At 73.8% G+C, this 25,597-nt stretch carries 27 protein-coding genes; 10 read left to right on the top strand and 17 right to left on the bottom strand.

What is annotated here, in order from left to right:
- Positions 1–29 precede the first annotated feature (29 nt).
- The 12 genes from QSJ60_RS14015 to QSJ60_RS14070 form a co-directional block, all read right to left on the bottom strand.
- Positions 30–1,061: an iron-siderophore ABC transporter substrate-binding protein gene (locus QSJ60_RS14015; RefSeq protein ID WP_285463979.1), complete on the bottom strand. Its 1,032-nt coding sequence runs from the start codon at positions 1,059–1,061 to the stop codon at positions 30–32.
- A gap of 44 nt (positions 1,062–1,105) precedes the next feature.
- Entirely contained in the window at positions 1,106–2,035 is a 930-nt protein-coding gene (locus QSJ60_RS14020) for an ABC transporter ATP-binding protein (RefSeq protein WP_285463980.1), read from the bottom strand.
- The gene (locus QSJ60_RS14025; protein ID WP_285463981.1) at positions 2,032–3,096 is read right to left on the bottom strand and encodes a FecCD family ABC transporter permease; all 1,065 of its coding nucleotides are present in this window, start codon (positions 3,094–3,096) and stop codon (positions 2,032–2,034) included. Before QSJ60_RS14025 ends, QSJ60_RS14020 begins: the two co-directional genes overlap by 4 nt.
- A complete protein-coding gene (locus QSJ60_RS14030; RefSeq protein ID WP_285463982.1) occupies positions 3,093–4,142 on the bottom strand; it encodes a FecCD family ABC transporter permease in 1,050 nt (349 codons plus the stop codon). The genes QSJ60_RS14025 and QSJ60_RS14030 overlap by 4 nt, the downstream gene beginning before the upstream one ends.
- On the bottom strand, positions 4,142–5,101 hold the full coding sequence (locus QSJ60_RS14035) for a siderophore-interacting protein (RefSeq protein WP_285463983.1): 960 nt from the start codon (positions 5,099–5,101) through the stop codon (positions 4,142–4,144). The genes QSJ60_RS14030 and QSJ60_RS14035 overlap by 1 nt, the downstream gene beginning before the upstream one ends.
- Positions 5,102–5,168: 67 nt before the next feature.
- Positions 5,169–6,602, bottom strand: a complete 1,434-nt coding sequence (locus tag QSJ60_RS14040; RefSeq protein ID WP_285463984.1) for an amidase — start codon at positions 6,600–6,602, stop codon at positions 5,169–5,171.
- A 34-nt stretch (positions 6,603–6,636) separates the two neighbouring features.
- Positions 6,637–7,215, bottom strand: a complete 579-nt coding sequence (locus QSJ60_RS14045) for a GNAT family N-acetyltransferase (protein WP_285463985.1) — start codon at positions 7,213–7,215, stop codon at positions 6,637–6,639.
- An 86-nt stretch (positions 7,216–7,301) separates the two neighbouring features.
- Positions 7,302–8,000: a uracil-DNA glycosylase gene (locus tag QSJ60_RS14050; RefSeq protein WP_189086350.1), complete on the bottom strand. Its 699-nt coding sequence runs from the start codon at positions 7,998–8,000 to the stop codon at positions 7,302–7,304.
- Positions 8,000–8,716 (bottom strand): Type 1 glutamine amidotransferase-like domain-containing protein, encoded by a 717-nt coding sequence (locus QSJ60_RS14055; RefSeq protein ID WP_285463986.1) that lies wholly within the window; start codon positions 8,714–8,716, stop codon positions 8,000–8,002. The genes QSJ60_RS14050 and QSJ60_RS14055 overlap by 1 nt, the downstream gene beginning before the upstream one ends.
- The gene (locus QSJ60_RS14060; protein WP_243568797.1) at positions 8,713–9,228 is read right to left on the bottom strand and encodes a phosphoribosyltransferase; all 516 of its coding nucleotides are present in this window, start codon (positions 9,226–9,228) and stop codon (positions 8,713–8,715) included. Before QSJ60_RS14060 ends, QSJ60_RS14055 begins: the two co-directional genes overlap by 4 nt.
- On the bottom strand, positions 9,209–10,000 hold the full coding sequence (locus tag QSJ60_RS14065) for a potassium channel family protein (protein WP_285463987.1): 792 nt from the start codon (positions 9,998–10,000) through the stop codon (positions 9,209–9,211). The genes QSJ60_RS14060 and QSJ60_RS14065 overlap by 20 nt, the downstream gene beginning before the upstream one ends.
- The gene (locus QSJ60_RS14070; RefSeq protein WP_230766057.1) at positions 9,997–10,779 is read right to left on the bottom strand and encodes an SDR family oxidoreductase; all 783 of its coding nucleotides are present in this window, start codon (positions 10,777–10,779) and stop codon (positions 9,997–9,999) included. Before QSJ60_RS14070 ends, QSJ60_RS14065 begins: the two co-directional genes overlap by 4 nt.
- A gap of 34 nt (positions 10,780–10,813) precedes the next feature.
- Between QSJ60_RS14070 and QSJ60_RS14075 the strand changes: the two genes are divergently transcribed.
- The 6 genes from QSJ60_RS14075 to QSJ60_RS14100 all read left to right on the top strand — a co-directional run bounded on the left by QSJ60_RS14075 (position 10,814) and on the right by QSJ60_RS14100 (position 17,943).
- A complete protein-coding gene (locus QSJ60_RS14075; RefSeq protein WP_285463988.1) occupies positions 10,814–11,983 on the top strand; it encodes an acyltransferase family protein in 1,170 nt (389 codons plus the stop codon).
- Positions 11,984–12,114: 131 nt separating this feature from the next.
- Positions 12,115–13,437, top strand: coding sequence for a bifunctional o-acetylhomoserine/o-acetylserine sulfhydrylase (locus QSJ60_RS14080; RefSeq protein WP_189086344.1), 1,323 nt, complete (start codon positions 12,115–12,117; stop codon positions 13,435–13,437).
- Positions 13,438–13,573: 136 nt separating this feature from the next.
- A complete protein-coding gene (gene metX, locus QSJ60_RS14085) occupies positions 13,574–14,779 on the top strand; it encodes a homoserine O-acetyltransferase MetX (RefSeq protein ID WP_285463989.1) in 1,206 nt (401 codons plus the stop codon).
- 111 nt (positions 14,780–14,890) lie between these two features.
- Positions 14,891–16,045: a sensor histidine kinase gene (locus tag QSJ60_RS14090; RefSeq protein WP_285463990.1), complete on the top strand. Its 1,155-nt coding sequence runs from the start codon at positions 14,891–14,893 to the stop codon at positions 16,043–16,045.
- Positions 16,042–17,286: a hypothetical protein gene (locus tag QSJ60_RS14095; RefSeq protein ID WP_230766047.1), complete on the top strand. Its 1,245-nt coding sequence runs from the start codon at positions 16,042–16,044 to the stop codon at positions 17,284–17,286. Before QSJ60_RS14090 ends, QSJ60_RS14095 begins: the two co-directional genes overlap by 4 nt.
- Positions 17,287–17,943 carry a response regulator transcription factor gene (locus QSJ60_RS14100; RefSeq protein ID WP_189086340.1) on the top strand — a complete coding sequence of 219 codons (657 nt, stop codon included), beginning with the start codon at positions 17,287–17,289 and terminating at the stop codon, positions 17,941–17,943.
- A gap of 61 nt (positions 17,944–18,004) precedes the next feature.
- On the opposite strand, the gene QSJ60_RS14105 is transcribed toward QSJ60_RS14100, so the two are convergent.
- The 3 genes from QSJ60_RS14105 to QSJ60_RS14115 all read right to left on the bottom strand — a co-directional run bounded on the left by QSJ60_RS14105 (position 18,005) and on the right by QSJ60_RS14115 (position 20,955).
- Positions 18,005–19,282 (bottom strand): MFS transporter, encoded by a 1,278-nt coding sequence (locus QSJ60_RS14105; RefSeq protein ID WP_285463991.1) that lies wholly within the window; start codon positions 19,280–19,282, stop codon positions 18,005–18,007.
- Positions 19,283–19,362: 80 nt separating this feature from the next.
- Positions 19,363–19,668, bottom strand: a complete 306-nt coding sequence (locus QSJ60_RS14110) for a thiamine-binding protein (protein ID WP_230766043.1) — start codon at positions 19,666–19,668, stop codon at positions 19,363–19,365.
- Positions 19,669–19,677: 9 nt separating this feature from the next.
- Positions 19,678–20,955: a glycosyltransferase family protein gene (locus QSJ60_RS14115; RefSeq protein WP_285463992.1), complete on the bottom strand. Its 1,278-nt coding sequence runs from the start codon at positions 20,953–20,955 to the stop codon at positions 19,678–19,680.
- A gap of 102 nt (positions 20,956–21,057) precedes the next feature.
- On the opposite strand from QSJ60_RS14115, the gene QSJ60_RS14120 reads away from it, so the two are divergent.
- From QSJ60_RS14120 to QSJ60_RS14130, 3 genes are read left to right on the top strand one after another with little or no spacing between them, the layout of a single operon-like run.
- A complete protein-coding gene (locus QSJ60_RS14120; RefSeq protein WP_285463993.1) occupies positions 21,058–21,894 on the top strand; it encodes an ABC transporter substrate-binding protein in 837 nt (278 codons plus the stop codon).
- Positions 21,895–21,934: 40 nt separating this feature from the next.
- Complete coding sequence (locus QSJ60_RS14125) at positions 21,935–22,804, top strand: amino acid ABC transporter permease (RefSeq protein WP_285463994.1); 870 nt, start codon at positions 21,935–21,937, stop codon at positions 22,802–22,804.
- Positions 22,801–23,589, top strand: coding sequence for an amino acid ABC transporter ATP-binding protein (locus tag QSJ60_RS14130; protein ID WP_230766035.1), 789 nt, complete (start codon positions 22,801–22,803; stop codon positions 23,587–23,589). The genes QSJ60_RS14125 and QSJ60_RS14130 overlap by 4 nt, the downstream gene beginning before the upstream one ends.
- 39 nt (positions 23,590–23,628) lie before the next feature.
- Here the strand turns inward: QSJ60_RS14130 and QSJ60_RS14135 are convergent, their stop codons facing one another.
- Positions 23,629–24,477, bottom strand: a complete 849-nt coding sequence (locus QSJ60_RS14135; protein WP_285463995.1) for an ADP-dependent NAD(P)H-hydrate dehydratase — start codon at positions 24,475–24,477, stop codon at positions 23,629–23,631.
- Positions 24,478–24,500: 23 nt separating this feature from the next.
- Between QSJ60_RS14135 and QSJ60_RS14140 the strand changes: the two genes are divergently transcribed.
- A complete protein-coding gene (locus tag QSJ60_RS14140; protein ID WP_285463996.1) occupies positions 24,501–25,148 on the top strand; it encodes an HAD family hydrolase in 648 nt (215 codons plus the stop codon).
- A 7-nt stretch (positions 25,149–25,155) separates the two neighbouring features.
- Here the strand turns inward: QSJ60_RS14140 and QSJ60_RS14145 are convergent, their stop codons facing one another.
- Entirely contained in the window at positions 25,156–25,587 is a 432-nt protein-coding gene (locus QSJ60_RS14145; RefSeq protein WP_230766028.1) for a VOC family protein, read from the bottom strand.
- Positions 25,588–25,597 lie beyond the last annotated feature (10 nt).

A 25,597-nucleotide genomic window follows, 5' to 3' on the forward strand; every position in this document is an offset into this window, starting at 1 on the left:
CTCAGGGGGCCAGGGGGCGACCGCGCCGACTACTGCTGCGCGAGCGCCGCGGCGATCGCGTCGACGAGGGCGGGCAGGCCGCCCTCCCAGTCGAAGCTGAGCGCCGTCGGCGGCGACACCGAGGAGACGGTGACGGGGTCGTACACCTGGGCGACCTTGCCCGCGGCGACGGCGGGGATGGCCTGCACCTCGGGCTTGGTGAGGAAGGCGTCGGCCTCCTCCTTCGAGGAGTGGTAGCTCACGATGAAATCTGCGTCGAGCTGGTCGAGCTGCTCGTAGCTCAGCTCGTAGTAGAAGCCGCCGTCGCTCGTGTCGAGCTTCGACACGCTCGGCGCGACCTCGAGGCCGAGCTCGGTGAGCACCTCGATGCGCGAGTCGGCCGCGGTGTAGACGGAGACGAAGCCGTCGCCGTCCCAGATGCCGGCGAAGGTCTTGCCGGCGAACTCGGGGTGGGCGGCGGCGGTCTCGGCGAGCTGCTCGGAGATCGAGGCGAGCACTTCGTCGCCCTGCTCGGTGAGGCCGAGCGCCTCGGCGGTGATCCGGATCTCTTCGTCCCACGGAGTGGTCCAGGGCGCCTCGGGGTACGCCACGACGGGGGCGATCTCGGAGAGGGTGTCGTACTGCTCCTGCGTCAGGCCGGAGTAGGGCGCCAGGATCAGGTCGGGGTCGGCCTCGATGAACTCCTCGTAGGGCACGGTCGCGCCGCCCTCGGGGTCGCTCAGCAGGGCGGGCAGCTCGACGCCGGCGTCCTCGTAGGCGGCCTCGACCCAGGGCAGGTAGTTGCCGGCGCCGACGGTCCAGATCTGCTCGCCGATCGCGACGGGGTAGACGCCGAGGGCGATGGCGGCCTCGGTCGAGCCCCAGCCCCAGGTGGCGACCCGCTCGGGGGCCTGCTCGATCACGGTCTCGCCGAGGGCGTGCTCCATGGTGATCGGGAAGCCCTCGCCGGTGACGGACGCGTCGCTCGCCGCGGGTTCGGTGCTGCCGCCGGCGCAGGCGGAGAGGGCGATCGCGGCGACGGCGGCACCGGCCACGGCGATCAGGGAACGGCGAAGACGCACGGGGACTCCTCGAGTCGATGGGGGGATGATAAGGACAGCCTAAGCTAACTCGCGACGGATTCGGAACCCGCGTTTCGCCCGGTGACGGGCGGCGCCGAGTGGAATCGTCCGATCGGCACGATGAGCGGGCCGCCGGAGACCGGGTCGTCGATCACCTCGGCCGAGAGCCCGAAGGCGCCGTCCACCGTGTCGCGGTCGAGCACGCGGGCGGGCTCCCCCTCGGCCACCACGCGACCGCCCGACATCACGACAAGGTGGTCGGCGTAGCGCGCGGCGAGGTTCAGCTCGTGGAGCACCATCACGATCGTCGTGCCGCGCTCGCGGTTCAGCGCGGTGAGGAGGTCGAGGAGTTCGAGCTGATGGGCCAGGTCGAGATAGGTGGTGGGCTCGTCGAGCAGCATCACCTCGGGCTGCTGCGCGAGCACCATCGCGATCCAGACCCGTTGCCGCTGCCCGCCGGAGAGCTCGTCGATCGGCCGGTCGGCGAGCTCCGCCATCCCGGTCGCCTCGAGCGCCTCGGCGACGGCCCGGTCGTCGCCGCTCGAGTGCCGGCCGAACCAGCCCTGGTGCGGGTAGCGACCGCGCCCCACGAGATCGGCGACCCGGACGCCGTCGGGCGCGACCGAGGATTGCGGCAGCACGCCGAGCCGTCGGGCGAGCTCGCGGCGGGGCATCCGTCCGACGTCCTGGCCGTCGAGCGTGACCCGGCCGCCCTCGAGCGGGTGCAGTCGGGCGAGCCCGCGCAGCAGCGTCGACTTGCCGCAAGCGTTCGGGCCGACGATCGCCGTGATCCGGCCCGCGGGCAGGCGCAGCGAGAGGTCGTCGATGATGCGGCGGCCGTCGTAGCCGAGGCTCACGCCCTCGGCGGCGAGGCCGACGGGGTGGTCGGCGGATGGGCCGGGAGCGGCGGATGCCTCGAGCGAGACGGCCTCGGAACTGGTCGCCGGATCGACGGTGCGGGCGCGGGGGGTCATGCGCGGGTCCTCTCGGTGCGGGCGAGCAGCCAGAGCAGATAGGGGGCGCCGATCAGGCCGGTGACGATGCCGACCGGGGCCATCAGCCCCGGGATCGCAAACTGGCCGACGACGTCGGCGGAGAGCGTCAGCACGCCGCCGACGACGGCCGAGGCGAGGAGCGCCGCACCGCCGCTGCCGACGAGCCGGCGAGCGATGGCGGGCGCGATGAGGGCGACGAAGGCGATGGGCCCCGAGATCGCCGCGGCGACGGCGACGAGCCCGACGGCTGCGGCGAGCAGCACCACGCGGCCCCCGTGCGCCCGGGCGCCGAGCGACGCGGCGTGGTCGTCGCCGAGCGCGAGCACGGTGAGCAGGCGCGAGGCGAGCGCGACGACGAGCGACATCGCGGCGACGCCGAGGAGGAGGCCGGCGAGGTCGTCGCCGCGGACGTCCGCGACGCTGCCGACCGTCCAGTGCAGGGCCTGCTGCGCCTGCCGGACGTCGCCGCGGGCGAGCAGCCAGCTGACCGTCGAGCCGCAGACGTAGGCGAGGCCGACGCCGACGAGCACGAAGCGGATGCCGTGCAGCCCCTGCCGCCAGGCGACGGCCCAGATGATCACGGCGACGAGGAGTCCGCCCGCGAAGGCGAAGCCCGTGACCCAGATCCCCGCGAGGCCGAGCCCGAGCATCGCCCACACGGCGCCGAGGCTCGCCCCGGAGGAGATGCCGAGGATGTCGGGGCTCGCGAGCGGATTGCGCAGCACCGCCTGGAACACCGAGCCGGCGAGTCCGAACGCCCAGCCCACGACGAGGGCCGCCACGATCCGCGGCAGGCGGAGTTCGAGCACGACGAAGCGATCGACCCTCTCGCCCTGCCCGAGCAGCACCGCGAGCACCCGGTCCGGCGAGACGGCGGCCGCACCGAGTGAGGCGGCGACGAGCGCGACGGCGAGCCCGAGCGCCGCGACGACGAGCACGACCGTGAGGCCGCGACGTCGGCGACGACGGCGCACCTCGTGCAGCAGCCCGACGCCGGTCGGCGCGTCCGCACGACCGGGGCGCACTCCGACGGCGGTCACAGGCCGGCCACCTTCCGGCTGCGCGCGACCGCGATGAGCACGGGGGCGCCGAGGAAGGCGGCGACGACGCCGGCCTCGAGCTCGGAGTTCGGCACGACGAGCCGGCCGAGGATGTCGGCGGCGAGCAGCATGATGGGCCCGAGCAGCAGGGCGAGCGGCATGACGAGGCGGTAGTCGCTGCCGACCAGCCGGCGTGCGGCGTGCGGCACGACGAGCCCGACGAGCGCGATCGGGCCGGCGAGGGCCGTCGCGGTGCCGCAGAGCAGCACGATCGCGACGCCCGCGAGCCCGCGGGTCACGCCGACGCGCTGGCCTAGGGCGCTCGCGACGTCCTCGCCGAGGGCGAGGAGGTTGAGCCGGTGCGCGAGGAAGAATGCGAGCACGGCGCCGACGAGCAGGAACGGCCAGAGCACGCCCACGGTCCCGAGCTCGCGCCCCGTCAGCGAGCCCACCGCCCAGAAGCGGTACTGGTTGAACGCCTCGGTGTCCTGCAGCAGCACGAGCGCGATGAGCGGGGTGATGAACGCCGTGACCGCGGCGCCGACGAGGGCGAGCCGCACGGGCTCGCCGCGGCCGATCGAGAACACCGCGACAGCCGCGAGCCCGGCCCCGGCGAAGGCGAGCCAGATGTAGCCGAGCGGGTCGACGATCCCGACGAAGGAGATGCCCAGCACGACCGCCAGCGAGGCCCCGGCGTTGATGCCGAGGAGGCCAGGGTCGGCGATCGGGTTGCGGGTGACGCCCTGGATCACCGTGCCGGCGAGGCCGAGCGCGACGCCCGCCGCGAGCCCGATGACCGTGCGCGGCACGCGCAGCTGGAGCACGACGAACTGATCGGGGTCCGCGGTGTCGGGCGAGAAGATCGCCCGCCAGACCTGCGCGGGGTCCATCGCCCGCACGCCGAAGGCGAGGCTCGCGAGCACCATCAGCACGAGCACGACGGCCGCGACGGCGAAGACGAGCGCAACCCGGCCGGGCCGCGAGCGGCTCGCCCGGCGCGCGGCGGGCTCGTGCTGGTCCGTGGTGACGGCACCGACGGCGCGCATCACTCCAGCTCGGCGCGACCGCGCCGCCAGTAGCCCATGAACGCGACCTGGCGCCGGTCGAGGCCGGCGTCGCGCACGAGGAAGCGGCGCAGGGCCGTGATGACGGATGCCTCGCCCGCGAGCCACGCGTAGCAGGCGCCGTCGAGGCTCCGCCCCTCCGGCACGTCCCAGAGCGGCACGTCGTCGCCGTCGGCCCGCTCCGCTGCGGCGAGCGCGGCGGCGGCCGAGGCATCCGTCGCGGGAGCCGAGGCACTCGGCGTCGTGGCCCGCGCGACCCAGTCGCGCACCGCCGGCACCAGGCGCTCGCCGTGCACCGAGTCGGCCGCCGAGCGGGCGAGCCAGCGCACCTCGACCGCGGCGGGCGCGGCGACCGGGAGCACGTCCTCAGCGCTCGGCACCTCGATGAGGGCGGCGCCCGAGGCGTCCGCAGGAAGCTGTTCGAGGATCGCGCAGATCGCGGGCGCCGCGGTCTCATCGCCGGCGAGCAGCACGGTGTCGACGATGCCCGGGCGGAAGTCGATGCCCACGGCGCGGTCGGGGCTGCGCTCGTCGGGCCCGATGATGATGAGCTCGTCGCCGGCGGTCGCGCGGGCGGCCCAGGCCGAGGCCGGTCCGAGGTCGCCGTGCAGGGCGAAGTCGACGTCGACCTCGCGGAGGTGCGGGCGCACGGCGCGCACCGTGTAGGTGCGGAACACGTTGCGCCGATCGGCGGGCAGCTCACGCCAGGCGCGGTACCAGTCCTCCCCCTCGGGGAAGTCCGCGAAGCCGCGGCCCTCGATGGGGAACACGAGCTTCACCCGCTGATCGAGGCCCGCGGTGCCGAAGTCGGCGAGCTCCTCCCCCGCGAAGGTCACCCGGACGAAGTGGGGCGAGAGGCGCTCGGCGCGCGCGACGGCGGCACGGAAGCTGCGGTACGCCGGTCGCGGCCGGATGATCGGCTCTGCCACTGAGGTAAGCATTACCTAAGTCTGACACACGACGCCGCCGGCGTGAAGCGATGTGTCGGGATCGGGTGCCGCGACCCGCTCACCAGACCGGCGGGCGCCGTCCCACGACGCCGGCACGGCGCTCGAACTGCGCCGCGATCGACAGCAGCACCGCCTCGCCGCCCGGCCGGCCGATCAGCTGGACCCCCATCGGCAGCCCTTCTTCGGTGAACATCACCGGCACGGTGATCGCGGGCAGCCCCGTGACGTTCACGAAGGAGGTGAACGGCGTGAACGCGACCTGCTGGGCGAAGTTGCGCTCGCCGTCATCCGCGTCGTACCAGCCGACGGGCCGCGGGGTCATCGCGAGCGCGGGGGTGAGCACCGCGTCGTAGCTCGCGAGGCGGCGGATGACGCGCTGCTCGTAGTCCGAGAGCCACGACAGCGCCGCGACGAGCTCGGTCGCGGGCAGGGCGCGGCCGCGGCGGAGCAGCCAGCGGGTCAGCGGCTCGAGCAGCTCCTCCCCCTCGCCCTGCACCGGAATGCCGCCGGCGCCCGCCTGCCAGACGGCGCGGAAGGCCTCGGCGTAGCCGGGCTCCGACGCCGGGGGCACGGCCTCGACGCCGTGGCCGAGCCGGTCGGCGAGCTCGATGCCGCGCTCGAGGGCCGCGTGCGCCTCCGGCTCGACGACGATCTCGGTGAAGTCGTCCCACGGCGTCTCGGTCATCACGCCGAGCTGATAGCGCCCCTCGCCGCGGATGGCCGCCCCGAGGAAGGGCCCGTCGGAGCCGGGCGCGCGGAGGGCGAAGGGATGCTCCGCCGGGTAGCCGGCCGGGGCCACCAGCCCGTCGAGCAGCAGCGCGGCGTCCGCGACGGTGCGCGCGATCGGGCCGGCCACGCCGAGTCCGGCCAGGCTGCCGATCCCCGAGCCGCCCGGGACCCGCCCGCGCGAGGGCTTCAGCCCCACCAGCCCGCAGGAGGCGGCGGGGATGCGGATCGAGCCGCCGCCGTCCGAGCCCGGGGCGAACGACAGGAGCCCCGCCGCGACCGCCGCCGCGGCGCCGCCGCTCGAGCCGCCGGCACCGCGCGAGAGATCCCAGGGCGTGCGCGCGGGCGGGAAGGCGATCCCCTCGGTGTACGACGGCAGCCCGAACTCGGGCGTCGCCGTCTTGCCGAGACTCACGGCGCCGGCCCGGTCGACGTCGCGCACGAGCGCGTCGGACTCCACCGGCACGAAGTCGGCGAAGGCGCGGGAGCCGAAGCGGGCCGGCATCCCCGCGCGCAGCTGCAGGTCCTTGTCGGCGAGCGGCATGCCCCACAGCGGCGCGGTCTTCGGCATCTCCCGCTCGACGTGGCGCGCACGTTCGAGCGCGGCATCCGCGTCCACATGGGCGAAGGCGCCGAGCTCGGGGCCCAGCCGCTCGATGCGGGCGAGGAAGTGCGCGGCGAGCTCGCTGGGCGAGACGTCGCCGCGCTGCAGCAGCTGGTGCAGTTCGAGGGCGGTCGCGTCGTGCAGTTCCACCGGGTCGCTCATCCGTCGAGCCTACGACCGTCCGCGGCGCTCGCGCTCAGCGCAGGTTCTTCTGCAGCAGCACCGTGCCGAGCCAGCGGTCGAACTTGAAGCCGACCCGACCCATTCGGCCGATCTCGACGAAGCCGAACTTGTCGTGCAGGGCGAGCGAGGCCTCGGCGCCCTGATCGGCGATGACCGCGATCATCTCGCGAAGCCCCGCCGCTGTCGCGGCGTCGATGAGGGCCGTGAGCAGCGCCCGCCCGAGGCCCTTGCCGGATGCCGCGGGGCCGAGGTAGATCGAGTTCTCGACCGTGTAGCGGTACGCGCGCCGCTGCCGCCAGGGCGCGGCGAGCGCGTAGCCGAGCAGCTGACCGGACGGCGACTCGGCGACGAGGAACGGCAGGCCGAGCTTGTCGAGCATCGCGTACTTCTGCCGCCACTCGCGCAGGCTCATCGCGTCCTCGTCGAACGTCACGGTCGAGTTCGTGACGTAGTAGTTGTAGATCTCGCGCACGCTCGGCAGATCGGCCGAGGTCGCCGGCCGAATGACGTACTCGAACGGCGGCTCGGCGGGCTCCGCCGGACGCAGGTGGGGCGGCGGCACGCGCCGCTGCTGGTATTCCTCCTCGAGCATGGCGGTCAGCCTACGCGCTCGGTGTTGCGGGCGCGTTTCGGCGGCTGAGTCGCCTGAGGCGGCCGAGGCCGACGAGGCGGCGCGGCTCAGTCGGGCAGCGACCAGTCGACGGGGGCGCCGCCCTGGGCCTCGAGCAGCGCGTTCGCCCGGCTGAACGGCTTCGAGCCGAAGAAGCCGCGCGAGGCGGAGAGCGGGCTGGGGTGCACCGACTCGATGGTCGGGGTGTCGCCGAGCAGCGGCTTCAAGGATTGCGCGTCGCGGCCCCAGAGGATCGCGACGAGCGGCGTTCCGCGGGCCACGAGGGTGCGGATGGCGTGGTCGGTGACCGCCTCCCAGCCCTTGCCGCGGTGCGAGGCCGGCGTTCCGGGGCGCACGGTCAGCACCCGGTTCAGCAGCATGACGCCGTTGCGGCTCCAAGCGCCGAGGTCGCCGTGCGCGGGCGGCTCGACGCCGAGGTCGTCGCGGAGCTCCTTGTAGATGTTGCCGAGGCTCCGCGGCACCGGTCGCACGTGCGCCTCGACGGCGAAGCTCAGCCCGATCGGATGCCCCGGCGTCGGGTACGGGTCCTGCCCGACGATGAGCACCCGCACGTCGCCGATCGGCTGGGAGAAGGCGCGCAGCACGCGGTCGCCCGCCGGGAGGTAGCCGCGACCGGCGGCCTGCTCGGCGCGCAGGAAGTCGCCGAGCTCGGCGATGCGCGGGGCGACCGGCTCGAGGGCGGCAGCCCAGCCCGGGTCGATGAGCCCGGCCTCGGCGAGCTCCGGCAGGGTCTTCGCGGGGGGCATCAGGCGCCGATCGTCGAGACGAGGACGCCGCCGTCGCCGGGCAGCACGCGCCACACGCTGCCGTCGCCCTCGACGCGCAGCCCGCCCTCGCCGACGATGAGCACCGTGCGCTCGTCGATGCCGAGGGCGCCGTCGATGAGCCCGGACTCCACGGCGGCCACGAGCCGGGACAGCGTGCCGCGCTGCGCGACGTGCGCGTCGATCGCGACGTCGACGAGGCCGATGCCGGCCTCGACTTCGAACTCGGGGCCGGGCTCGGCCGGATCCTCGGGCGCGACGAGCACGCCGTCGATGCGCGAGCCGCCGCCGAGCGCGCCCTCGGCGGCGATCATCGCGCCGGCGGAGACGCCGAGGTAGGGCACGCCGCCCGCGACCTGGCGCCGCAGCTCGCCGAAGAGCGGCTCGAGCCCGGCGCGCACCTGCTCCACGATGCCGCCGCCGACGAGGATGCCGTCGACGTCCGCGATCGCGGTGAGCGCGAGCGGCTCGCCGCCGAGCGAGCTCGTCACGTGTGCCTCGACCTCGCCTGCGGCGGCCAGCACCCGGTGCAGCACCTCGGCGCGTTCCGGGCCGCCCGGGTGGATCGACACGATCGCGACGCGGGGCGCGGTGCGGCCAGCAGCGCGGGCGCGCGCCGCCGCCTCGGCGAGGAACGGGGCGTACAGCGGGGCGTCCACCGACTCCAGCGCGCCGCCGCCCAGCAGGTGCACGCTCACGCGGTGACCTGCACCGGCGGCTGCGCCGACCAGGGGAAGACGATCCAGTCGTCGGTCGCCCGGTAGCTGTAGTCCGGCACGAGCACCGTGCGCGACTTCGTGTAGAGCGTCGCGGTGCGCACCTCCGAGCCGACGTCGGTGAGCAGTTCGAGCACCTTCGCGAGCGTGCGGCCCGAGTCGGAGACGTCGTCGACGAGCAGCACCTTCAGGCCGGCGAGCGCCGGGGCGTCGAGCATCGGCGGGTGCACGATCGGCTCGGGCAGCACCTGCTCGATGTCGGTGTAGAACTCCACGTTGATGGAGCCGCACTGCTTGGTGCCGAGCGCGTAGGAGATCGCGCCGGCAAGCAGCAGCCCGCCGCGCGCGATCGCGATGACGACGTCGGGCCGGAACCCCGAGCCGAGCACGTCCGCGGCGAGCGTCCTCGCCGCTTCGCCGAACTGGTCCCAGCCGAGGATCTCGCGACGCACATCGGGTTCGCCGATGGCCGCGTCATTCGCGTCGAAGGTCATCCTGCAAGGGTACGGCGTCGGGGGCCGCCCCGGCATCCGCGGGCCGCCGCTCGCCCGGGGGCTCGCGCTCCTCGCGCGGGTGCTCGCGCTCCTCGCGCGGGTGCTCGCGCAGCTGCCCGAGGCGCTCGGTGAAGAGCGACACGATCGTGGCCGAGGCGGTGCCGACGATCGCGATCCCGCCGATCATCAGCATGACGGCGAAGATGCGACCGGGCACGGTCACCGGGTACATGTCCCCGTAGCCGACGGTCGCGATGGTGACGCAGGCCCACCAGATGGCGTCGCCGAAGCTCTGAATCGTCGCGCGCGGGTCGTCGCGCTCGGCGTTCAGCGTGGCGAGCGCGATGAAGACGATGAACACGACGGCGTAGACGAGCATCGAGGAGACGATCCGCGCCCGGAACGCGTCACCGCCGTGGCCCCGGAAGTAGCGCACGCGGTGCACGAGGCTCACCACCCGCAGCGCTCGGAACACGGGCAGCACCGCCGAGAGCACATCGAGCGGGTGGTGCACGAGGAAGGCCGTGCGGTGCCCGCGCGGGGTGAGCGCCCAGCGCACGACGACGTCGACGACGAAGGTCGCCCAGGACAGGATGAGCAGCAGCTGCAGCGTCAGCACGAGCCAGGACGGCAGCGCCTCCGCGAGCACGAGGGTCGCGTAGGCGACGAGGAAGCCGATGCCGAGCACCACGAGCGGTCCGGTCGTGCGGTCCTCCCAGGCGCGGCGGCGGGCGGTCTCCTCGTCGCGCTCGCCCCCGCCCGTCCCGCTCATCGCCCGGTCCGCACCTCGAGCGGGCCCCGCGCCAGCAGGTGCGGGGCGGCCTGCGCCACCGGCTTCACGACGACGAGGTCGAGGTCGACGTGCCGCGGCTTGCCCATCGCGTCGGCGATGACCGCGGCGACGTCCTCGGCGGCGAGCGGCTCCGCGACCCCGGCGTAGACGGCGTCCGCCTTCTCCCGGTCGCCGCCGTACCGCACGAGCGAGAACTCCTCGGTGCGCACCATGCCCGGCGCGACCTCGACCACGCGGATCGGTTCGCCGTTCAACTCCAGCCGGAGCACCGCGGTCACGGCGTGGGCGGCCGACTTCGCGGCGTTGTACCCGCCGCCGCCCGCGTACGGCACATGCCCGGCGACCGAGGTGACGTTGACGAGGTCGGCGACCCCGCGCTCCGCCGCCCCCTGGCGCAGCAGCGGCAGGAGCGCCGCGGTGACGCGCTGCAGCCCGAGCACGTTCACCTCGAACATCCAGCGCCAGTCCTCGGGATCGGATGCCTCGACGGAGGCGACGCCCTTCGCCCCGCCCGCGTTGTTCACGAGTCCGTGCACGGGCCCGCCCCGGGCGAGCTCGGCGGCGAGGGCGTCGACGTCGTCCTGCCGGGTCACGTCGCAGACCGCGAACGCGCACCCCGTCTCCTCGGCGAGCGCGCGCAGCCGGTCCTCCCGCCGCGCGACGGCGACGACCTCCCAGCCTTCGGCGCGGAGCGCCCGCACCGTGGCCTCGCCGATGCCCGAGCTCGCCCCGGTGACCACTGCCCGCCTGCCGTTCATGCGCCTATTCTGCCCGTGCTGGGAGAATGGGGCGATGCCTTCCACGCCGACGACGCCGACGAAGTCCCAGCCGCACGCGAAGAAGCGGGTGCCGCTGTGGGACAACGCGAGGTGGATCGCGATCGTCCTCGTCGTCGTCGGCCACGGCATCCTGCCGCTCATCGGCGAGTCGAACTCGGCGTACAGCGTCTACCTGTTCATCTACTCCTTCCACGTGGCGGTGTTCGTGACCGTCGCCGGCTACTTCGCGAAGTCGGGGCCGCCGACGGCGCGCTCGATCCGCCAGGTGATCACCGACATCGTGCTGCCGTACCTGATCTTCGAGACGATCTGGACGGCGCTGCGGTTCCTGCTCGGCACAGGCGTCGGGCTCGACTACGCGACGCCGTCCTGGACGCTCTGGTTCCTCATCGCGCTCGCGGTGTGGCGGGTCGTGCTGCTGTACCTGGTCCTGCTGCGGGCGCCGCTGCTCATCGCGATCGCGATCTCGGTCGCCGCCGGCTACTCCGAGACGATCGACTCGACGCTCGCCCTCAGCCGCACCTTCGGCATGCTGCCCTTCTTCGTCTTCGGCTGGAAGCTGCGTCAGTGGCGCATCACGGGGCGCTGGCTGGCCCTGCCCGCCCGGGTGGCCTGGCGCTGGCGGGCGGGGGCGATCGCCCTGTTCGCCGCGGTCCTGATCGCCATGCCGACCGCGATCGAGTGGTGGCGCGACGTCAAGCTCCGACGATTCCTGCTCTACGACGAGTCCTACCCCGACCTCGGCTACGACGAGCCGTGGACGGGCGCCATCCGGCTCGGCCTGCTCCTCAGCGCCATGGTGCTCGCCATCGCCTTCCTCACCCTCATGCCGCGCGGGGCGCACTGGTTCACACCGTTCGGAGCGGCCACGATGTACATCTACCTGCTGCACAGCTTCGTGCTCTTCCCGCTCCGCGAGTCGGGCGTGCTCGAGGGCGATCAGCCGTTCTGGGTGCTGCCGGCGATGATCGTCTTCTGCGTGGGCATCTCGATCGTGCTCTCGCTGAAGCCGGTGCGCCGCCTGTTCCGTCCGCTCGTGGAGCCGCGCGCCCGGTGGCTGTTCCGCCCCGAGTCCTCGACGGCGACCGGCACGATCGTGCTGCCGCCGGAGGCGCTCCCGCCCGGCGCCGCCGGCCCGAGCGGCACCGCCCCGCCCCCGACGCCGCCCGCGCCGCGCGACTGAGCCACGCGACCGAGCCGACCGGCCAGCGGTTACGCCGTGTGTCGGGTCGCGTTGCCCGGCCTGCGCGCCCCGCCTAGCGTGGTCGCAACACGGCCGGGCCACCCGAGCCGGCCGAACCGAAGGAGAGCTCGATGAGCAACGCAGCCGACTGGCGCTTCGAGACCAAGCAGGTCCACTCCGGCGCCGCCCCCGACCCGATCACGAAGGCCCGCGCGACCCCGATCTACCAGACGACCTCGTACGTCTTCGACAACGCCGAGCACGCGCAGAACCTCTTCGCGCTCGCCGAGTTCGGCAACATCTACACCCGCATCCAGAACCCGACCCAGGCGGTCGTCGAGGAGCGCGTCGCCGCGCTCGAGGGCGGCACGGGCGCGCTGCTGCTCGCCTCCGGCCAGTCGGCGGCGACCTTCTCGGTGCTGAACATCGCGCAGGCCGGCGACCACATCGTCTCGTCGAGCTCGATCTACGGCGGCACCTACAACCTCTTCAAGTACACCCTCGCGAAGCTCGGCATCGAGACCACCTTCGTCGAGAACCAGGACGACGCCGAGGAGTGGCGCCGCGCGGTGCGCCCGAACACGAAGCTCTTCTTCGCCGAGACCATCGGCAACCCGAAGATCAACGTGCTCGACATCGGCCTCGTCGCGGGCATCGCGCACGACGCCGGCATCCCGCTCGTCGTCGACAACACCATCGCGACGCCGTACCTCATCCGCCCCTTCGAGCACGGCGCGGACATCGTCATCCACTCGGCGACGAAGTTCCTCGGCGGCCACGGCACCACCATCGGCGGCATCATCGTCGACGGCGGCAAGTTCGAGTGGTCGAAGAACGTCGAGAAGTTCCCGGGCCTCACCGAGCCCGACCCCTCGTACCACGGCGCGAGCTACACGGCCGCGGTCGGCGACGGCCTCGCCTACATCATCAAGGCCCGCGTGCAGCTGCTGCGCGACCTCGGCGCCGCGATCTCGCCGAACAGCGCATGGCTGCTCATCCAGGGCATCGAGACGCTGTCGCTGCGCATCGAGCGCCACGTGCAGAACGCGCAGGAGATCGCCGAGTGGCTCGACGACCACCCGGACGTCGCGAGCGTGAACTACTCGGGCCTGCCCTCGAGCCCGTGGTACGCGGCCGCGAACAGCTACGCTCCCAAGGGCGTCGGCGCGGTGCTCTCCTTCGAGCTGAAGGGCGGCGTGGACGCCGGCCGCGCGCTCGTCGACAGCCTCTCGCTGTTCTCGCACCTCGCGAACATCGGCGACGTGCGCTCGCTCGTGATCCACCCGGCCTCCACGACGCACTCGCAGCTCACGCCCGAGCAGCAGCTCACGAGCGGCGTGACGCCGGGCCTCGTGCGCCTCTCGGTCGGCATCGAGAACATCGACGATCTGAAGGCGGACCTCGAGGCCGGCCTCGCCGCCGCCCGCGCCGCCTCGGAGGCGCTGCGCGCGTAACGCGAAGCCCAGCACGACCCGGATGCCGCAGGCCGACGCCTGCGGCATCCGTCGTCTCCGCGGGATTCCCGTTCCAGCGGATGCCGCGACCGTAACAATGCCCGCGCGCCCCGACCGCTCGGGGAGAATCGAAGGCATGGACTGGCAGACGCAGGCGGACGTCGTCCCGGCGAGCATCGTGCCGGAGGCGCGGGCGCACAGCCTGCTCGGCCGGGCCCCGGCGACCGGCGCCTGGCGCATCGGCGACCCGGTCGGCGACCGCCGCTTCGCCGAGATCGGCACGGTCCGGCTCGAGTCCGGCGAGACGCTGCCCGAGGTCACGATCGCCTACGAGACGTGGGGCGAGCTCTCCCCCGCCCGCGACAACGCCGTGCTCGTGCTGCACGCCCTCACGGGCGACAGCCACGTCCTCGGCTCGGCGGGCCCCGGCCACCCGAGCGCCGGCTGGTGGGAGGACGTCGTCGGCCCGGGCCGGGCGATCGACACCGAACGCTGGTTCGTCGTCGCGCCGAACGTGCTCGGCGGCTGCCAGGGCTCGACCGGCCCGGCCTCGCTCGCGCCCGACGGCGTGGAGTGGGGCGGGCGCTTCCCGTTCCTGACGATCCGCGACCAGGTCGCCGCCCAGCAGGCGCTCGCCGACGAGCTCGGCCTCGACCGCTTCGCCGCCGTCGTCGGAGGCTCGATGGGCGCGATGCACGTGCTCGAATGGGCGATCACGGCGCCCGAACGCGTCGAGCGGATCGCCGTGCTCGCCGGTCCGCCCGCCGCGACCGCCGACCAGATCGCCCTGAACTCGGTGCAGCTCGAGGCCATCCGCTCCGACCCGGCCTTCGCCGGCGGCGCGTACTACGACGCGGCCGACGGCGAAGGCCCGAGCCGGGGCCTCGCGCTCGCCCGCCGGATGGCGATGCTGAACTACCGCACGGCGACCGAGCTCAACGACCGCTTCGCGCGCAGCTGGCAGTCGGGGCTCGACCCGCTCGGGGGCGGCGGCCGTTTCGCCGTCGAGTCGTACCTCGACTTCCACGGCAACAAGTTCACCCGCCGCTTCGACGCGAACAGCTACCTCGTGCTCACCGAGGCGATGAACTCGCACGACGTCGGGCGCGGGCGCGGCGGCGCGGCGGCGGCACTCGCCGGCATCGAGGCGAAGAGCCTCGTGCTCGGCATCGAGAGCGATCGGTACTTCCCGCTCGCCGGACAGCGCGAGATCGCGGCGCAGCTGCGCGGCAGCGTGCACGGCCCGGATCCGGTCGTCCTGGACTCCGAGTACGGGCACGACGCCTTCCTCATCGAGTCCGACGCCGTGGGCCGCGCCATCGCGGCGCTGCTCGCCGCCTGAGCCGCCGGCCGGCGTGCTTCGCCGCTCGAACGAGCGCCGCCGGCCCGCTCTGCACTAGGGTTCGACTATCGGGCTTCCGTCGCGGGCGCCCTTGTTCGGCTGAGGAAGATCGTGCATCGCATCCACAACGAACGCGACCGGCTCCTCGCCCGGATCGCGCGGCTGACCGGCCTGTCCGGGTGCGCCGGAGCGGTGCTGTGCCTGCTCGTCCCCGACTCCACCGGGCTCGTCGCCCGGATCGCCGCCATCGTGCTGAGCCTGCTCGTGGCCGGCGCGATCGTGCTGCACACCGAACGCGGCGAGCTCGGCCCGGCGCTCGGCGCCGCGGCCGCGGGTGTCGCCGCCATCCTCCTCGTCGGCCTCGACACCCCGGGGCCGGCCGGGTCGACGGCGATCGCCGCGATCGCGGGAGCCGCGACCGCCTCGCTCGCGCTGACCCTCGTCCCACGACGGCACGGGCAGCTCATCGTCGCGAGCCTCGCCGCACTCGTCGTCGTCGCCGTCTGGATCGGCGCCGTCGCCGGCCGCGGCTCGCTGCTCCCCATCGTCGCCGCCGTCGCGGGCTGGGCGGCGTGCGGGCTGCTCGCGACCTGGACGGCGCGGGCGATCGACCGGGCGGCGGACCGCATCTCCGAGGTGGGCCGCGCGCACGAGGCGGAGCGGCTCGCGAGCGAGGCGGAGTCGCAGCAGCGCCAGGACGCCCGCCTGCTGCACGACACCGTGCTCGCGACCCTCAGCCTGCTCGCGCATTCCGGCGTGGGCGTCGGGCAGGCCGCCCTGCGCGACCAGGCACGCGACGACGCCCGTCTGCTGCGCCAGCTGCGCCTCGGCGTGCCGCTGGAGGTCGGCTCGCACCCGATGTACGCGCCGGAGGCCGACGAGGACGCGCTCGGTTCGACGTTCGAGTCGGTGCGCCAGCGCTTCGCCCGGATGGGGCTCGACGTGAACTGGCACGGCGCCGGCCAGCTGCTGCTCCCTCGGGACAGCCTCGACGCCCTGCTCGGCGCGCTCGGCGAATGCCTCGAGAACGTGCGCCGGCACTCCGGGGTGAACGAGGCGGACGTCACGGTCACCGACGACGAGCGCGCGGTGCGCGCGATGATCACCGACGCCGGCAGCGGCTTCCAGACCGACGCGGTCGAGCCCGGCCGCCTGGGCTTCGCCGAGTCCGTCGTGGGCCGCCTGCACGCCGTCGGCGGCCGGGCCCGGGTGTTCTCCTCCCCCGGCGCCGGCACGACCGTCATGCTCGAGGTGCCGAAGCCGTGAGCGGACTGCACTCGACCATCGAACGCTCGTTCCGGCGTCCGGCGCGCTCGGCCCGCGCCGCCGTCGACATGCGCGAGCGGCACGGCGGGCGGCGGATGTCGGCCGGCATCACGATCGCCGCCGCGGTGCTCGTCGCCGGGCACTTCGCGCACCTCCTCGTCACCGCCGGCGCGTATCCGGCCGGTCGCGACCCGTGGGCGGCCTGGATCGCGCTCGCGGTCGTCCTCGCCGGAGGGGTCGTCTCCCGGCTGTTCTCGCCGCGCATGCCGAGCTGGGTCTACCTCGCGCTGTTCACCGCGCTCGCGGTGCCCGTGGGCCTCGATCTCGTCGCGACCCAGGGTCTGCTGCACCTCGGCGTCACGCCGACGGCGGCCGCGGCCTCCGCGGTCGTGCTGATGCCCGTCACGACGCTGCGCGGTCATCGCGTGCCCGTCGTGGTCGCCGGGGTCGTGGGCGCCGCGATCGCGATCGCGGCCCTGGTGCAACTGCCCGCCGCGGGCTCGCTCGTCGTCGTGGGCGTCGCGGTCGCCGTCTCCGCCGTGCTCCCCGTCGTCGTCGCCGCGCTCGCGATCGTCGGCTTCCGCCGACTCGTCGGACGCGAACTCGACCTCTCGCTCGTGCAGAGCACGGTGCAGACCCCCCGCAGCGCCGTCGGCATGCGCGCCTCGGAGGAGCTCGCGCGCCTCGACTTCGACGCCGAGTCGCTGCTCGAGGACGTCGGCTCCGGGCGGCTGCCGATCCCGCTGCCGACCGATGCCGCGCTGCGGGCCGGCGCGCTCGCCGCGAAACTCCGCGTGCGCCTCATCGAGGGGCGCAGCGACACCTGGCTGAAGCACGCCGTCACCGAGTCGGCGTACCTCAGCCGCCGCGTCACGATCGACGACCCCGACGGCGACGCGGGCGTGCTCGCTCCGGCGCAGCGGGATGGGCTCCTGCTCGCGCTCTGGCTGATCGCGGGCGAGCGCCGCCCGCGCCGCGCCGCCGGTGCGAGGGTCGTCGTGCGGGTGCGCAGCGAGCCGTTCGACGACGACGAACGGGGTCCGCTCGCGATCGAGATCGAGGTCTCCGGCGTGGCGCGGCGTCATCTGGACCCCGCCATCTGGGATGCACTCGGTAGTCTCGGAAGTCACGAGGTCGTGTCCGCGTCGGATTCGATCAGGATCGAACTCGTCTGCCCGGTCGACCCGAACGCCCCGGCAGCCGCTTCGGCGCCCCGTAGCGCCCGAACGAGGGGAAGATGAATGCCTGAACCGGCCGCACCGATCCGCCTGGCGATCGTCGACGATCACCGCATGCTGCTCGGCGCCCTATCCGAGTGGCTGCGGGGTGCAGCGCCCGACATCCAGCTCGTGGCCGCGGTGCCGTCCTGGTCGGAGCTGCTCGCGCATCCGGAGTTCCCGGCCGACGTCGTGCTCCTCGACCTCGATCTGCGCGACAACATCCCGGTCTCGCTCAAGCTGTCGATGCTGAAGTCGGCCGGCGTGCAGACGATGCTGATGAGCACCTACTCGGAGCCCGCGGTGGTCCGCGAGGCGCTGAACGCGGGCGCGCTCGGCTACCTCGTGAAGTCGGAGCCGGTCGAGACGATCGTCGAGGCGATCCGTGCGGCGCGGCTCGGCGACTCGTACATCACGCCCGAGCTCGAAACGACGCTCGCCGACGCCGACGCCGTGCAGGCGCCGAAGCTGTCGGCGCAGGAGCGGCGCGTCATGGCGCTCTACGGCGCCGGGCAGCCGGTGAAGGCCGTCGCGTTCCAGCTCGGCATCTCCGAGGAGACCGCGAAGAGCTACCTCAAGCGCATCCGCGAGAAGTACCGCGTCGCCGGCTACGACGTCGGCACGAAGGTCGCGCTCCGCAAGCGCGCCATCGCCGACGGCATCCTGCTGCAGACCGACTGACGCGAGTCGCGGCCGGCGTCGCGCGAGCGGTCCGCGCCGCGCGACCGGCCCGCACGGCGCCTCAGTCCCGATCGGCCGCCGCGACCGCCCCGGTCGCGTAGGGCACGTCGACGCCGCGGCCGATCCGCCGTCGGTCGAGCGCGAAACTCGCGAACGCGAGAGCGATACCCGCGAGCGTGAGCGCGAAGCCGACCCAGATCGGGGCGAGGTAGCCGAGGCCGCCGGCGATCACGAGGCCGCCGAGCACGGCGCCCATGCTGTTGCCGACGTTCAGCGCCGAGTGGTTCAGCGCGGCGGCGATCGACTGGCTGTCGCGGGCGACGTCCATGAGGCGGGTCTGGATGGTCGGGGCGAGCGCCGAGGACGTGACGCCGACGAGGAATACTCCCCCGAAGAGGCCGAGCGGATGGCTCGCCGTGAGCGCGAGCAGCAGCAGGGCCGCCGCGAGGGCGACGAAGAACAGGTACATCGTGCGGCGCACGCTCCAGTCGGCGAGCCGGCCGCCGATGAGGTTGCCGACGGTCATGCCGAGGCCGGTCGCGACGAGCACGAACGGCACGAACGCGGCCTGGAGCCCCGTCACCTCGGTGGCGAGCGGGGCGATGTAGCTGTACATCGCGAAGAAGCCACCGAAGCCGATCGCGCCGATCGCGATCGCGAACCAGACCTGCGAGCGGCGGAAGGCGCCGAGCTCGCGGCGGATGCTCGCCGCGGGGTCGCCCGCCTGCCACGGCACGGCCGCGGCGATCGCGAGGAAGGTGAGCACGAAGATCACGGCGACGGCGAGGTAGGCGACCCGCCAGCCGGCGAGCTGGCCGAGCCAGGTGATGCTGGGCACGCCGACGACGTTCGCGATGGTGAGCCCGGAGAGCACGAGTGCGACGCCGCGGGCGCGCTTGCCCGGCCCCATCAGGCTCGCCGCGACGAGCGAGGCGATGCCGAAGTACGCCCCGTGCGGCAGGGCGGCGACGAAGCGCGCGACGAGCACGAGTCCGAAGCTCGGCAGCAACGCCGAGGCGAGCGTGCCGAGGGCGAACCAGGCGGCGAGGGCGAGCAGCAGGCGCTTGCGCGGCCACTTCGCGGCCGCCGCGGCGATCGTGGGCGCCCCGACGACGACACCGAGCGCGTACGCGGAGATGAGCCAGCCGGCCTGCGCGTTCGCCTCGTCGGGCGAGGTGGCGGCGAGGCCGGGCAGCAGATCGCCCGCGATGTCGGGCAGCAGGCCCATCGCGACGAACTCGGTGGCGCCGATGCCGAAGCCGCCGAGGGCGAGCGCCAGCAGCGCGAAACGAAGACGGGCCGGCGACAATGTCGTCGGCCCGGAGGAGTCGGGGATCACCCGGCGATTCTGCCACGCCTCGAATCGATTCGACAAGCGGATGGCGTCATCCGCCGCCGCGCACCGCGGCGGACCGGGCCCTACGCCTCGTCGATCGCCTGCTCGAGCCGCTCGACCTTGGCGTCGAGCTCCCCGGCGTAGCCCGGGCGGATGTCGGCCTTCAGCACGAGCGAGACCCGCGAGCCGTACGCGCCGACGGCCTCGGTCGCCCGCCGGACCACGTCGAAGACCTCGTCCCACTCGCCCTCGATCTCGGTGAACATCGAGGTGGTGCGGTTCGGCAGCCCGGACTCCCGGACGATCTTCACCGCCGCCGCGACGGCGTCGTGCACCGATCCGTCGCTCCGGCCCGTGCCGCTCGGCGCGACCGAAAATGCCACCAGCATGGGGTCCTCCTAGCCGGGCCGCGAGGCGAGCTCGTGCGCCGGGAGCGCGACCCGGCTCCCAGCCTGCCACAGCCGCCGCAGCGCCCACGCGAGCAGCAGCGCGAGCAGCACCACCTTGCCCGTCAGCAGCAGCACGAAGGCGGGGTCGGCGACGAGCAGCCAGCCGTACCAGTACGGATAGATGACGTGGGTGAGCAGTGCGGCGCCGGCCGCGAGCAGGGCGGGGACCGCGAAGCGCGCGGGGCGCAGCACGAGGCCGAGCACGATCGGCGCGGCCAGCCAGGCGACGAACTGCGGCGAACCCACTTTGTTGCCGAGCAGCAGCACGACCACGAAGGCGAGTGCGAGCGGGGGCAGCAGCCGGCCGAGCGGCGCGCCGCGGCGGGCGGCCCGGATGCCGACCGCGAGCACGCCCGCCACGCCGACGGCGAGCAACGGCGTGGTGATCCAGGCGGCGGTCTCGACGCCGGGCCCGTACACCTGGTACGTCAGGATCTCGCGGTCGTAGGCGATGCGGACCCCGGGGGCGCCGGCGACGATGGCCCACAGCCACGGCACCGCGAGCGGCGCCTCGACCTGAAGGCCCCGGCCGGCCTGCTCGCCGATGAAGCCGATCGCGTTCCCGCCCGCTCCGGCGACGAGGCTCACGGCGAGGATACCGAGGCTCAGCGCGAGCGCGATCATCGCGACCTCGGCCCGCCGGCGGAGCGCCACCACCAGAGCGGCGACGAGGGCGGCGGGCCAGACCTTGATCCACGCGCCGATCGTGAGCAGCACGGCGGCGGCCCGAGGCCGGCCGGCCGCCCAGAGCAGGCCGAGCATCGCGAAGGGCACCGTGACGGCGTCGATCCGGCCGAGCGCGATGGGCCCGAGCAGCGCGAGGAAGCCGAGCCACCACCAGGCGGCGATCCGGCGGTGACGCGAGAGCGTCGCCTGGCCGAGCAGCACCGAGAGGGTGAGGCCGTTCAGCACGGTGACGAGCACGAGCCACGTCTCGCCGAACCACTCGCCGCCGAACGCGAGGGAGGCCGCCATCGGCGCGAAGGCGAGGATCGGGTACACCCAGGGCAGGTCGATGCCCATCCGCGCGTAGCCGTGGGCCGCGTTCTCGGCCCAGATCCGGTAGACGCCCGTCACGTCGCCGAGCGGCAGCCCGGGCGCGAAGAGGTTCAGCGCGACGAGCCCGACGTGCACGAGCGCGAAGGCGATCCAGATCGCGCCGCGCCCGGCGAGGAGGCGGCGGATGCCGCGGCTCGATCGACGATCCCCCATCCCCCGATCCGGCATGGCTCAGAGCCTAGCCGCGCCTGGGCGTCATACGACGCCATCGGGCTGCGGAACGCGGCGAGTTCGGCCAAGCTTGAGACATCCCGATCGGAAGGCCCCGCCATGACCCGTCGCACGCTCACCGCCGTCGTCCTCGCCGCCGCAGCGGCCCTCGCCCTCGCCGGCTGCACCGCCGGCGGCGACCAGGGCCCCACCGGCCCGAGCGCCGAGGGCTACGTGACCGACGGCAAGCTCACGATCGGCACGGGCCAGCCCGCGTACTTCCCCTGGGTGATCGACGACGCCCCCGAGTCCGGCGAGGGCTTCGAGTCGGCCGTCGCCTACGCCGTCGCCGACGAGCTCGGCTTCGCGAAGGAGGACGTCGTCTGGGTGCGGTCCACCTTCGAGCAGGCCATCGCACCGGGCCCGAAGGACTTCGACTTCAACCTGCAGCAGTTCTCGATCACCGACGAGCGCAAGCAGGCGGTCGACTTCTCCTCGCCCTACTACGAGACCACCCAGGTCGTCGTCACGGTCGACAGCTCCCCTGCCGGGGGCGCGACCACGATCGCCGAGCTCAAGCCGTTCCTCATCGGCGCGCAGACCGGCACCACGAGCCTCACGGCGGTCGAGCAGACGATCGCGCCCGACGGCGGCGCGCAGATCTTCAACACGAACGACGACGCGAAGCTCGCCCTGCAGAGCGGCACCGTCGACGCGATCGTCGTCGACCTGCCCACCGCCTTCTACCTGACGGGCGCGGAGCTCGACGGCGGCAAGATCATCGGTCAGCTGCCCTCGACGGGCGGAGGAGACCAGTTCGGGCTCGTGCTCGCGAAGGACTCCCCGCTGACCGAGAAGGTCACCGCCGCGGTCGACGCGCTGCGCGAGAACGGCACGCTCGACGAGCTCGCGGCCAAGTGGCTCGGCGGCGACGACACGGCGCCCGTCCTCCAGTGACCCGCGTGGCCGCTCCGGCCGGCTCCGTTCCGGCGGCCGCATGAGCGCAGTATCCCCCGACGACGGCGCCTGGCGGCCGAGCGAACTCGAGCTCGGCCGTCGGGCGTTCCGCCGTCGGCAGACCTGGCGCTCGGTGCTCGTGAGCGTGCTCAGCACGCTCGTCTTCGCCGGGCTGCTCGCCTGGGCGGTGCTGGGCTCGCCCGGGTGGGCACGGGTCGCGGAGACCTTCTTCGATCCCGGGGTGGCGCTCGCCTCCCTCCCCCGCATCGCCGAGGGGCTCCTGCTGAACCTCCAGGTGCTCGTCTTCGCGGCCATCGGCGTGCTACTCGTCGCCATCACGCTGGCGACCCTGCGCACCCTCCGTGGCCCGGTGTTCTTCCCGCTGCGTGCGATCGCGGCCGGCTACACCGATCTGTTCCGCGGGGTGCCGCTGCTCATCGTGCTCTACCTCGTCGGCTACGGCGTGCCGGCGCTCGAGTTCTTCCCGCGCCTGCCGGCGGCGGTGTGGGGCACGATCGCGATCATCCTCGTGTACTCGGCGTACGTCGCCGAGGTGTTCCGGGCCGGCATCGAGGCGGTGCACCCCTCGCAGCGGCTCGCCGCCCGCTCGCTCGGCCTCAGCCACGCGCAGACGATGCGCCGAGTGGTGCTGCCGCAGGCGATCCGCAAGGTGACGCCGGCGCTCATGAACGACTTCGTGGCGATGCAGAAGGACGTCGGGCTGATCTCGGTGCTCGGCGCGGTCGACGCGGTGCGGGCCGCGCAGATCGAGACGGCGCACTACTTCAACTTCACGCCCTACGTCGTGGCGGGGCTGCTGTTCGTCCTCCTGGCGCTGCCGATGGTGCGGCTGACCGATTGGGTGACGGCGCGGATGCGGCGGCGCGAGCAGATCGGGAGCATCGTATGAGCCGGGCCGCAGCCGAGGCGCAGCCGCCCGCCGTCCCCGAAGGCGAGCGCGAGCCGGTGCTCACCCTCACCGGCGTCCGCCGCGCCTACGGCGAGCACGTCGTGCTCGACGGGGTCGACCTCGAGGTGCGCGCGCACGAGGTCGTCGCGCTCATCGGCGCCTCCGGCTCGGGCAAGTCGACGCTGCTGCGCACCGCGAACCTCCTCGAGCCGATCGACGACGGCGTGATCCGCCTCGCGGGTCGCGACATCAGCGACCCCCGGGTGGATGCCGACGCGGTGCGCGCGCGGATCGGCGCCGTCTTCCAGCACTACAACCTCTTCCCGCACCTGAGCGTGCTCGACAACGTGACCCTCGCCTCCCGCCTGGTGCACCGCCTGCCGAAGGCCGAGGCCGAGCGCCGCGGGCGGGAGCTGCTCGCCTCGATCGGCCTGGCCGACTTCGCCGGCGCCTACCCCGACCGCCTCTCGGGCGGGCAGCAGCAGCGCGTGGCGATCGTGCGCGCCATCGCGACCGGTCCCGAGCTGCTCCTCCTCGACGAGGTGACGAGCGCGCTCGATCCCGAGCTCGTCGGCGAGGTGCTGGCCCTCGTCCGCTCGCTCGCCGACGGCGGCACGACCATCCTGATGGCGACGCACGAGATGGCGTTCGCGCGCGACGTCGCCGACCGGGTCGTGTTCCTCGACGGCGGCCGCATCGTGGAGCAGGGGCCGTCGCGGGAGTTCTTCGCGGCGCCGCGCGAGGAGCGCACGCGCGCGTTCCTCGCCCGCGTGCTGCCCGGCTGACGCCGCCGGCCCCGGGGTCGGGCGTCACGAGCCGGGCGCTCAGCCCGCGAGCTGCCCGATCACCCGCTGCAGCTGCGCCGTGAGGTCGGAGGCGACGATCGGCCCGCCGTCGACCGCGGCGACGGCGCGCTCGGCGGCGAGGCCGTGCACGAGCACCGCGGTCGCGGCGATCGGCGCGAGCGCGTGCGCGTCGTTCGCGAGCCGCTCGTGCGAGGCGGCGACGAGCGCACCGAGAATGCCCCCGAGCACGTCGCCGGAGCCGGCCGTGGCGAGCCGATGGGTCGGCGCGGTGACGGTGATCGCCGCGCCGTCCGGGTCGGCGATGTGCGTCACCGCGCCCTTCAGCAGCACGACGACGCCGATCTCCCGCGCGGCGCGCGCCGCCCATGCGGCCGGGTCGCTGCGCACCTCTTCGACGCTCGTGCGCACTTCCCGATCGGCGAGCAGGGTGGCGAGCTCGCGGGCGTGCGGGGTGATGACGGTGGGCGCTGAATGCGCGCCGACGAGGTCGAGGGCGCCCGCGTCGAGCACGACCGGGACGCCGGAGGCGAGCGCATGCTCGAGCTCGCCGATGAGCACGAAGGATCGGCGCGCCGGGTCCATGCCCGAACCGAGCAGCCAGGCCTGCACCCGGCCGGCGGTCGTGACCGCCTCCGGCGCGCGGGCCAGCACGAGCGCCCGCACCGGACGCGGCCCGGTGTAGCGCACCATGCCGACGCCGCTGCGGGTGGCGGCCTCGACGCCGAGGAGCGCCGCCCCGGGGTACTCGTGCGAGCCGGTGACGACCCCGAGCACGCCGCGCGAGTACTTGTCGTCGTCGGCCGTGGGCGGCCGCAGCCACTCCGCCGCGTCCGCAGCCCGCCATTCCTGCCATCCGCCAGCGCTCATGCTCCAACGATAGGTTGGCGGGGATGACTCCGACAGCCCTCGCCCCCATCGCCCTCTCCCCCGCCGTCGTCGTGTTCGACTACGGCGAGGTCATCTCCCGCGAGCCCGGCCCAGCCGACCGCGCCGCCCTCCTCTCCCGCGCGCGCGTCTCGCCCGAGCAGGAGGCCGCCTTCTGGCGCGAGTACTGGGCGCACCGCGAGGGCCTCGACCAGGGCACCCACTCGATCGCCGACTACTGGTCGGCGGTCGCCGCCGGGCTCGGCACCGAGTTCTCCCCGATCGACGTGCACGAGCTGTGGGCGATCGACCACCGGGGCTGGCTGAGCGTCGACCCGGGCACCCTCGCCGTGCTGCACGCCCTGCAGGCGGGCGGCACGCGCCTGGCCCTGTTGTCGAACGCGGGCGCGGACTTCTCGGGCTGGCTGCGGCACGGCTCCTTCGCTCCGCTGTTCGAGCGGGTCTTCGTGAGCGGCGAGCTCGGCCTCGTGAAACCGAACGCCGACATCTACGAGCACGTCATCGCCGAGCTCGGCATCGCGCCCGAGGAGTTCCTCTTCGTCGACAACCGGGCCGAGAACGTCGAGGGCGCGCGAGCGGTCGGCGGCGACGGGCACGTCTTCACCGATGCCGCCGGACTCGAGCGCTGGCTCCGCGGCCTGACCGCCGTCTGAGCGCGGCTCAGCTCGGGCCGCTCCGGGCGCGCAGCCGCTCGACGAGCGCCGCCGATTCCCCCGCCGGCTGACTAAGCGAGAAGATGTTGCCCTCGCTGTCGCTGAACCAGGCCGCGCGCTCCTCGCCGAGGTCGGCGACGCCGTCGACCGTGCTGAGGCCCGGGAAGTCGTACTCGTGGAAGGTGATGCCCGCTGCGCGGAGCGCGGCCATGTCGCGGTCGAGGTCGTCGGTCAGCAGGTTGAAGGCGGTGTTCTGCGCGGTGCCGGCGAAGCCGGTGCGGTAGACCATGACGGGCACGCCGCCGATCTCGTAGAACAGCGTCTCGCCCTCGGGCTCGCCGCCGATGGGCTCGCGGCCGAGCACCTGCGCCCACCACTGCCTGGCGCGGTCGAGGTCGTGCGCCGGCAGGACCGCCGTCGCCAGGATCGTCTCGAACATGAGTGAACCT

The organism is Agromyces sp. NBRC 114283, assembly GCF_030268405.1.
GTDB lineage: Bacteria > Actinomycetota > Actinomycetes > Actinomycetales > Microbacteriaceae > Agromyces > Agromyces mediolanus.

Excerpts from the sequence above, each read along its gene's own strand:
- QSJ60_RS14065 (WP_285463987.1), bottom strand. The coding sequence starts at position 10,000 with ATGAGCGGGACGGGCGGGGGCGAGCGCGACGAGGAGACCGCCCGCCGC.
- QSJ60_RS14070 (WP_230766057.1), bottom strand. The coding sequence starts at position 10,779 with ATGAACGGCAGGCGGGCAGTGGTCACCGGGGCGAGCTCGGGCATCGGC.
- QSJ60_RS14110 (WP_230766043.1), bottom strand. The coding sequence starts at position 19,668 with ATGCTGGTGGCATTTTCGGTCGCGCCGAGCGGCACGGGCCGGAGCGAC.
- QSJ60_RS14040 (WP_285463984.1), bottom strand. The coding sequence starts at position 6,602 with ATGAGCGACCCGGTGGAACTGCACGACGCGACCGCCCTCGAACTGCAC.
- QSJ60_RS14125 (WP_285463994.1), top strand. The coding sequence starts at position 21,935 with ATGAGCGCAGTATCCCCCGACGACGGCGCCTGGCGGCCGAGCGAACTC.
- QSJ60_RS14020 (WP_285463980.1), bottom strand. The coding sequence starts at position 2,035 with ATGACCCCCCGCGCCCGCACCGTCGATCCGGCGACCAGTTCCGAGGCC.
- QSJ60_RS14100 (WP_189086340.1), top strand. The coding sequence starts at position 17,287 with ATGCCTGAACCGGCCGCACCGATCCGCCTGGCGATCGTCGACGATCAC.
- QSJ60_RS14145 (WP_230766028.1), bottom strand. The coding sequence starts at position 25,587 with ATGTTCGAGACGATCCTGGCGACGGCGGTCCTGCCGGCGCACGACCTC.
- QSJ60_RS14060 (WP_243568797.1), bottom strand. The coding sequence starts at position 9,228 with ATGACCTTCGACGCGAATGACGCGGCCATCGGCGAACCCGATGTGCGT.
- QSJ60_RS14035 (WP_285463983.1), bottom strand. The coding sequence starts at position 5,101 with ATGCTTACCTCAGTGGCAGAGCCGATCATCCGGCCGCGACCGGCGTAC.
- QSJ60_RS14130 (WP_230766035.1), top strand. The coding sequence starts at position 22,801 with ATGAGCCGGGCCGCAGCCGAGGCGCAGCCGCCCGCCGTCCCCGAAGGC.
- metX (WP_285463989.1), top strand. The coding sequence starts at position 13,574 with ATGGACTGGCAGACGCAGGCGGACGTCGTCCCGGCGAGCATCGTGCCG.
- QSJ60_RS14135 (WP_285463995.1), bottom strand. The coding sequence starts at position 24,477 with ATGAGCGCTGGCGGATGGCAGGAATGGCGGGCTGCGGACGCGGCGGAG.
- QSJ60_RS14115 (WP_285463992.1), bottom strand. The coding sequence starts at position 20,955 with ATGCCGGATCGGGGGATGGGGGATCGTCGATCGAGCCGCGGCATCCGC.
- QSJ60_RS14120 (WP_285463993.1), top strand. The coding sequence starts at position 21,058 with ATGACCCGTCGCACGCTCACCGCCGTCGTCCTCGCCGCCGCAGCGGCC.
- QSJ60_RS14050 (WP_189086350.1), bottom strand. The coding sequence starts at position 8,000 with ATGCCCCCCGCGAAGACCCTGCCGGAGCTCGCCGAGGCCGGGCTCATC.
- QSJ60_RS14140 (WP_285463996.1), top strand. The coding sequence starts at position 24,501 with ATGACTCCGACAGCCCTCGCCCCCATCGCCCTCTCCCCCGCCGTCGTC.
- QSJ60_RS14075 (WP_285463988.1), top strand. The coding sequence starts at position 10,814 with ATGCCTTCCACGCCGACGACGCCGACGAAGTCCCAGCCGCACGCGAAG.
- QSJ60_RS14030 (WP_285463982.1), bottom strand. The coding sequence starts at position 4,142 with ATGCGCGCCGTCGGTGCCGTCACCACGGACCAGCACGAGCCCGCCGCG.
- QSJ60_RS14080 (WP_189086344.1), top strand. The coding sequence starts at position 12,115 with ATGAGCAACGCAGCCGACTGGCGCTTCGAGACCAAGCAGGTCCACTCC.
- QSJ60_RS14045 (WP_285463985.1), bottom strand. The coding sequence starts at position 7,215 with ATGCTCGAGGAGGAATACCAGCAGCGGCGCGTGCCGCCGCCCCACCTG.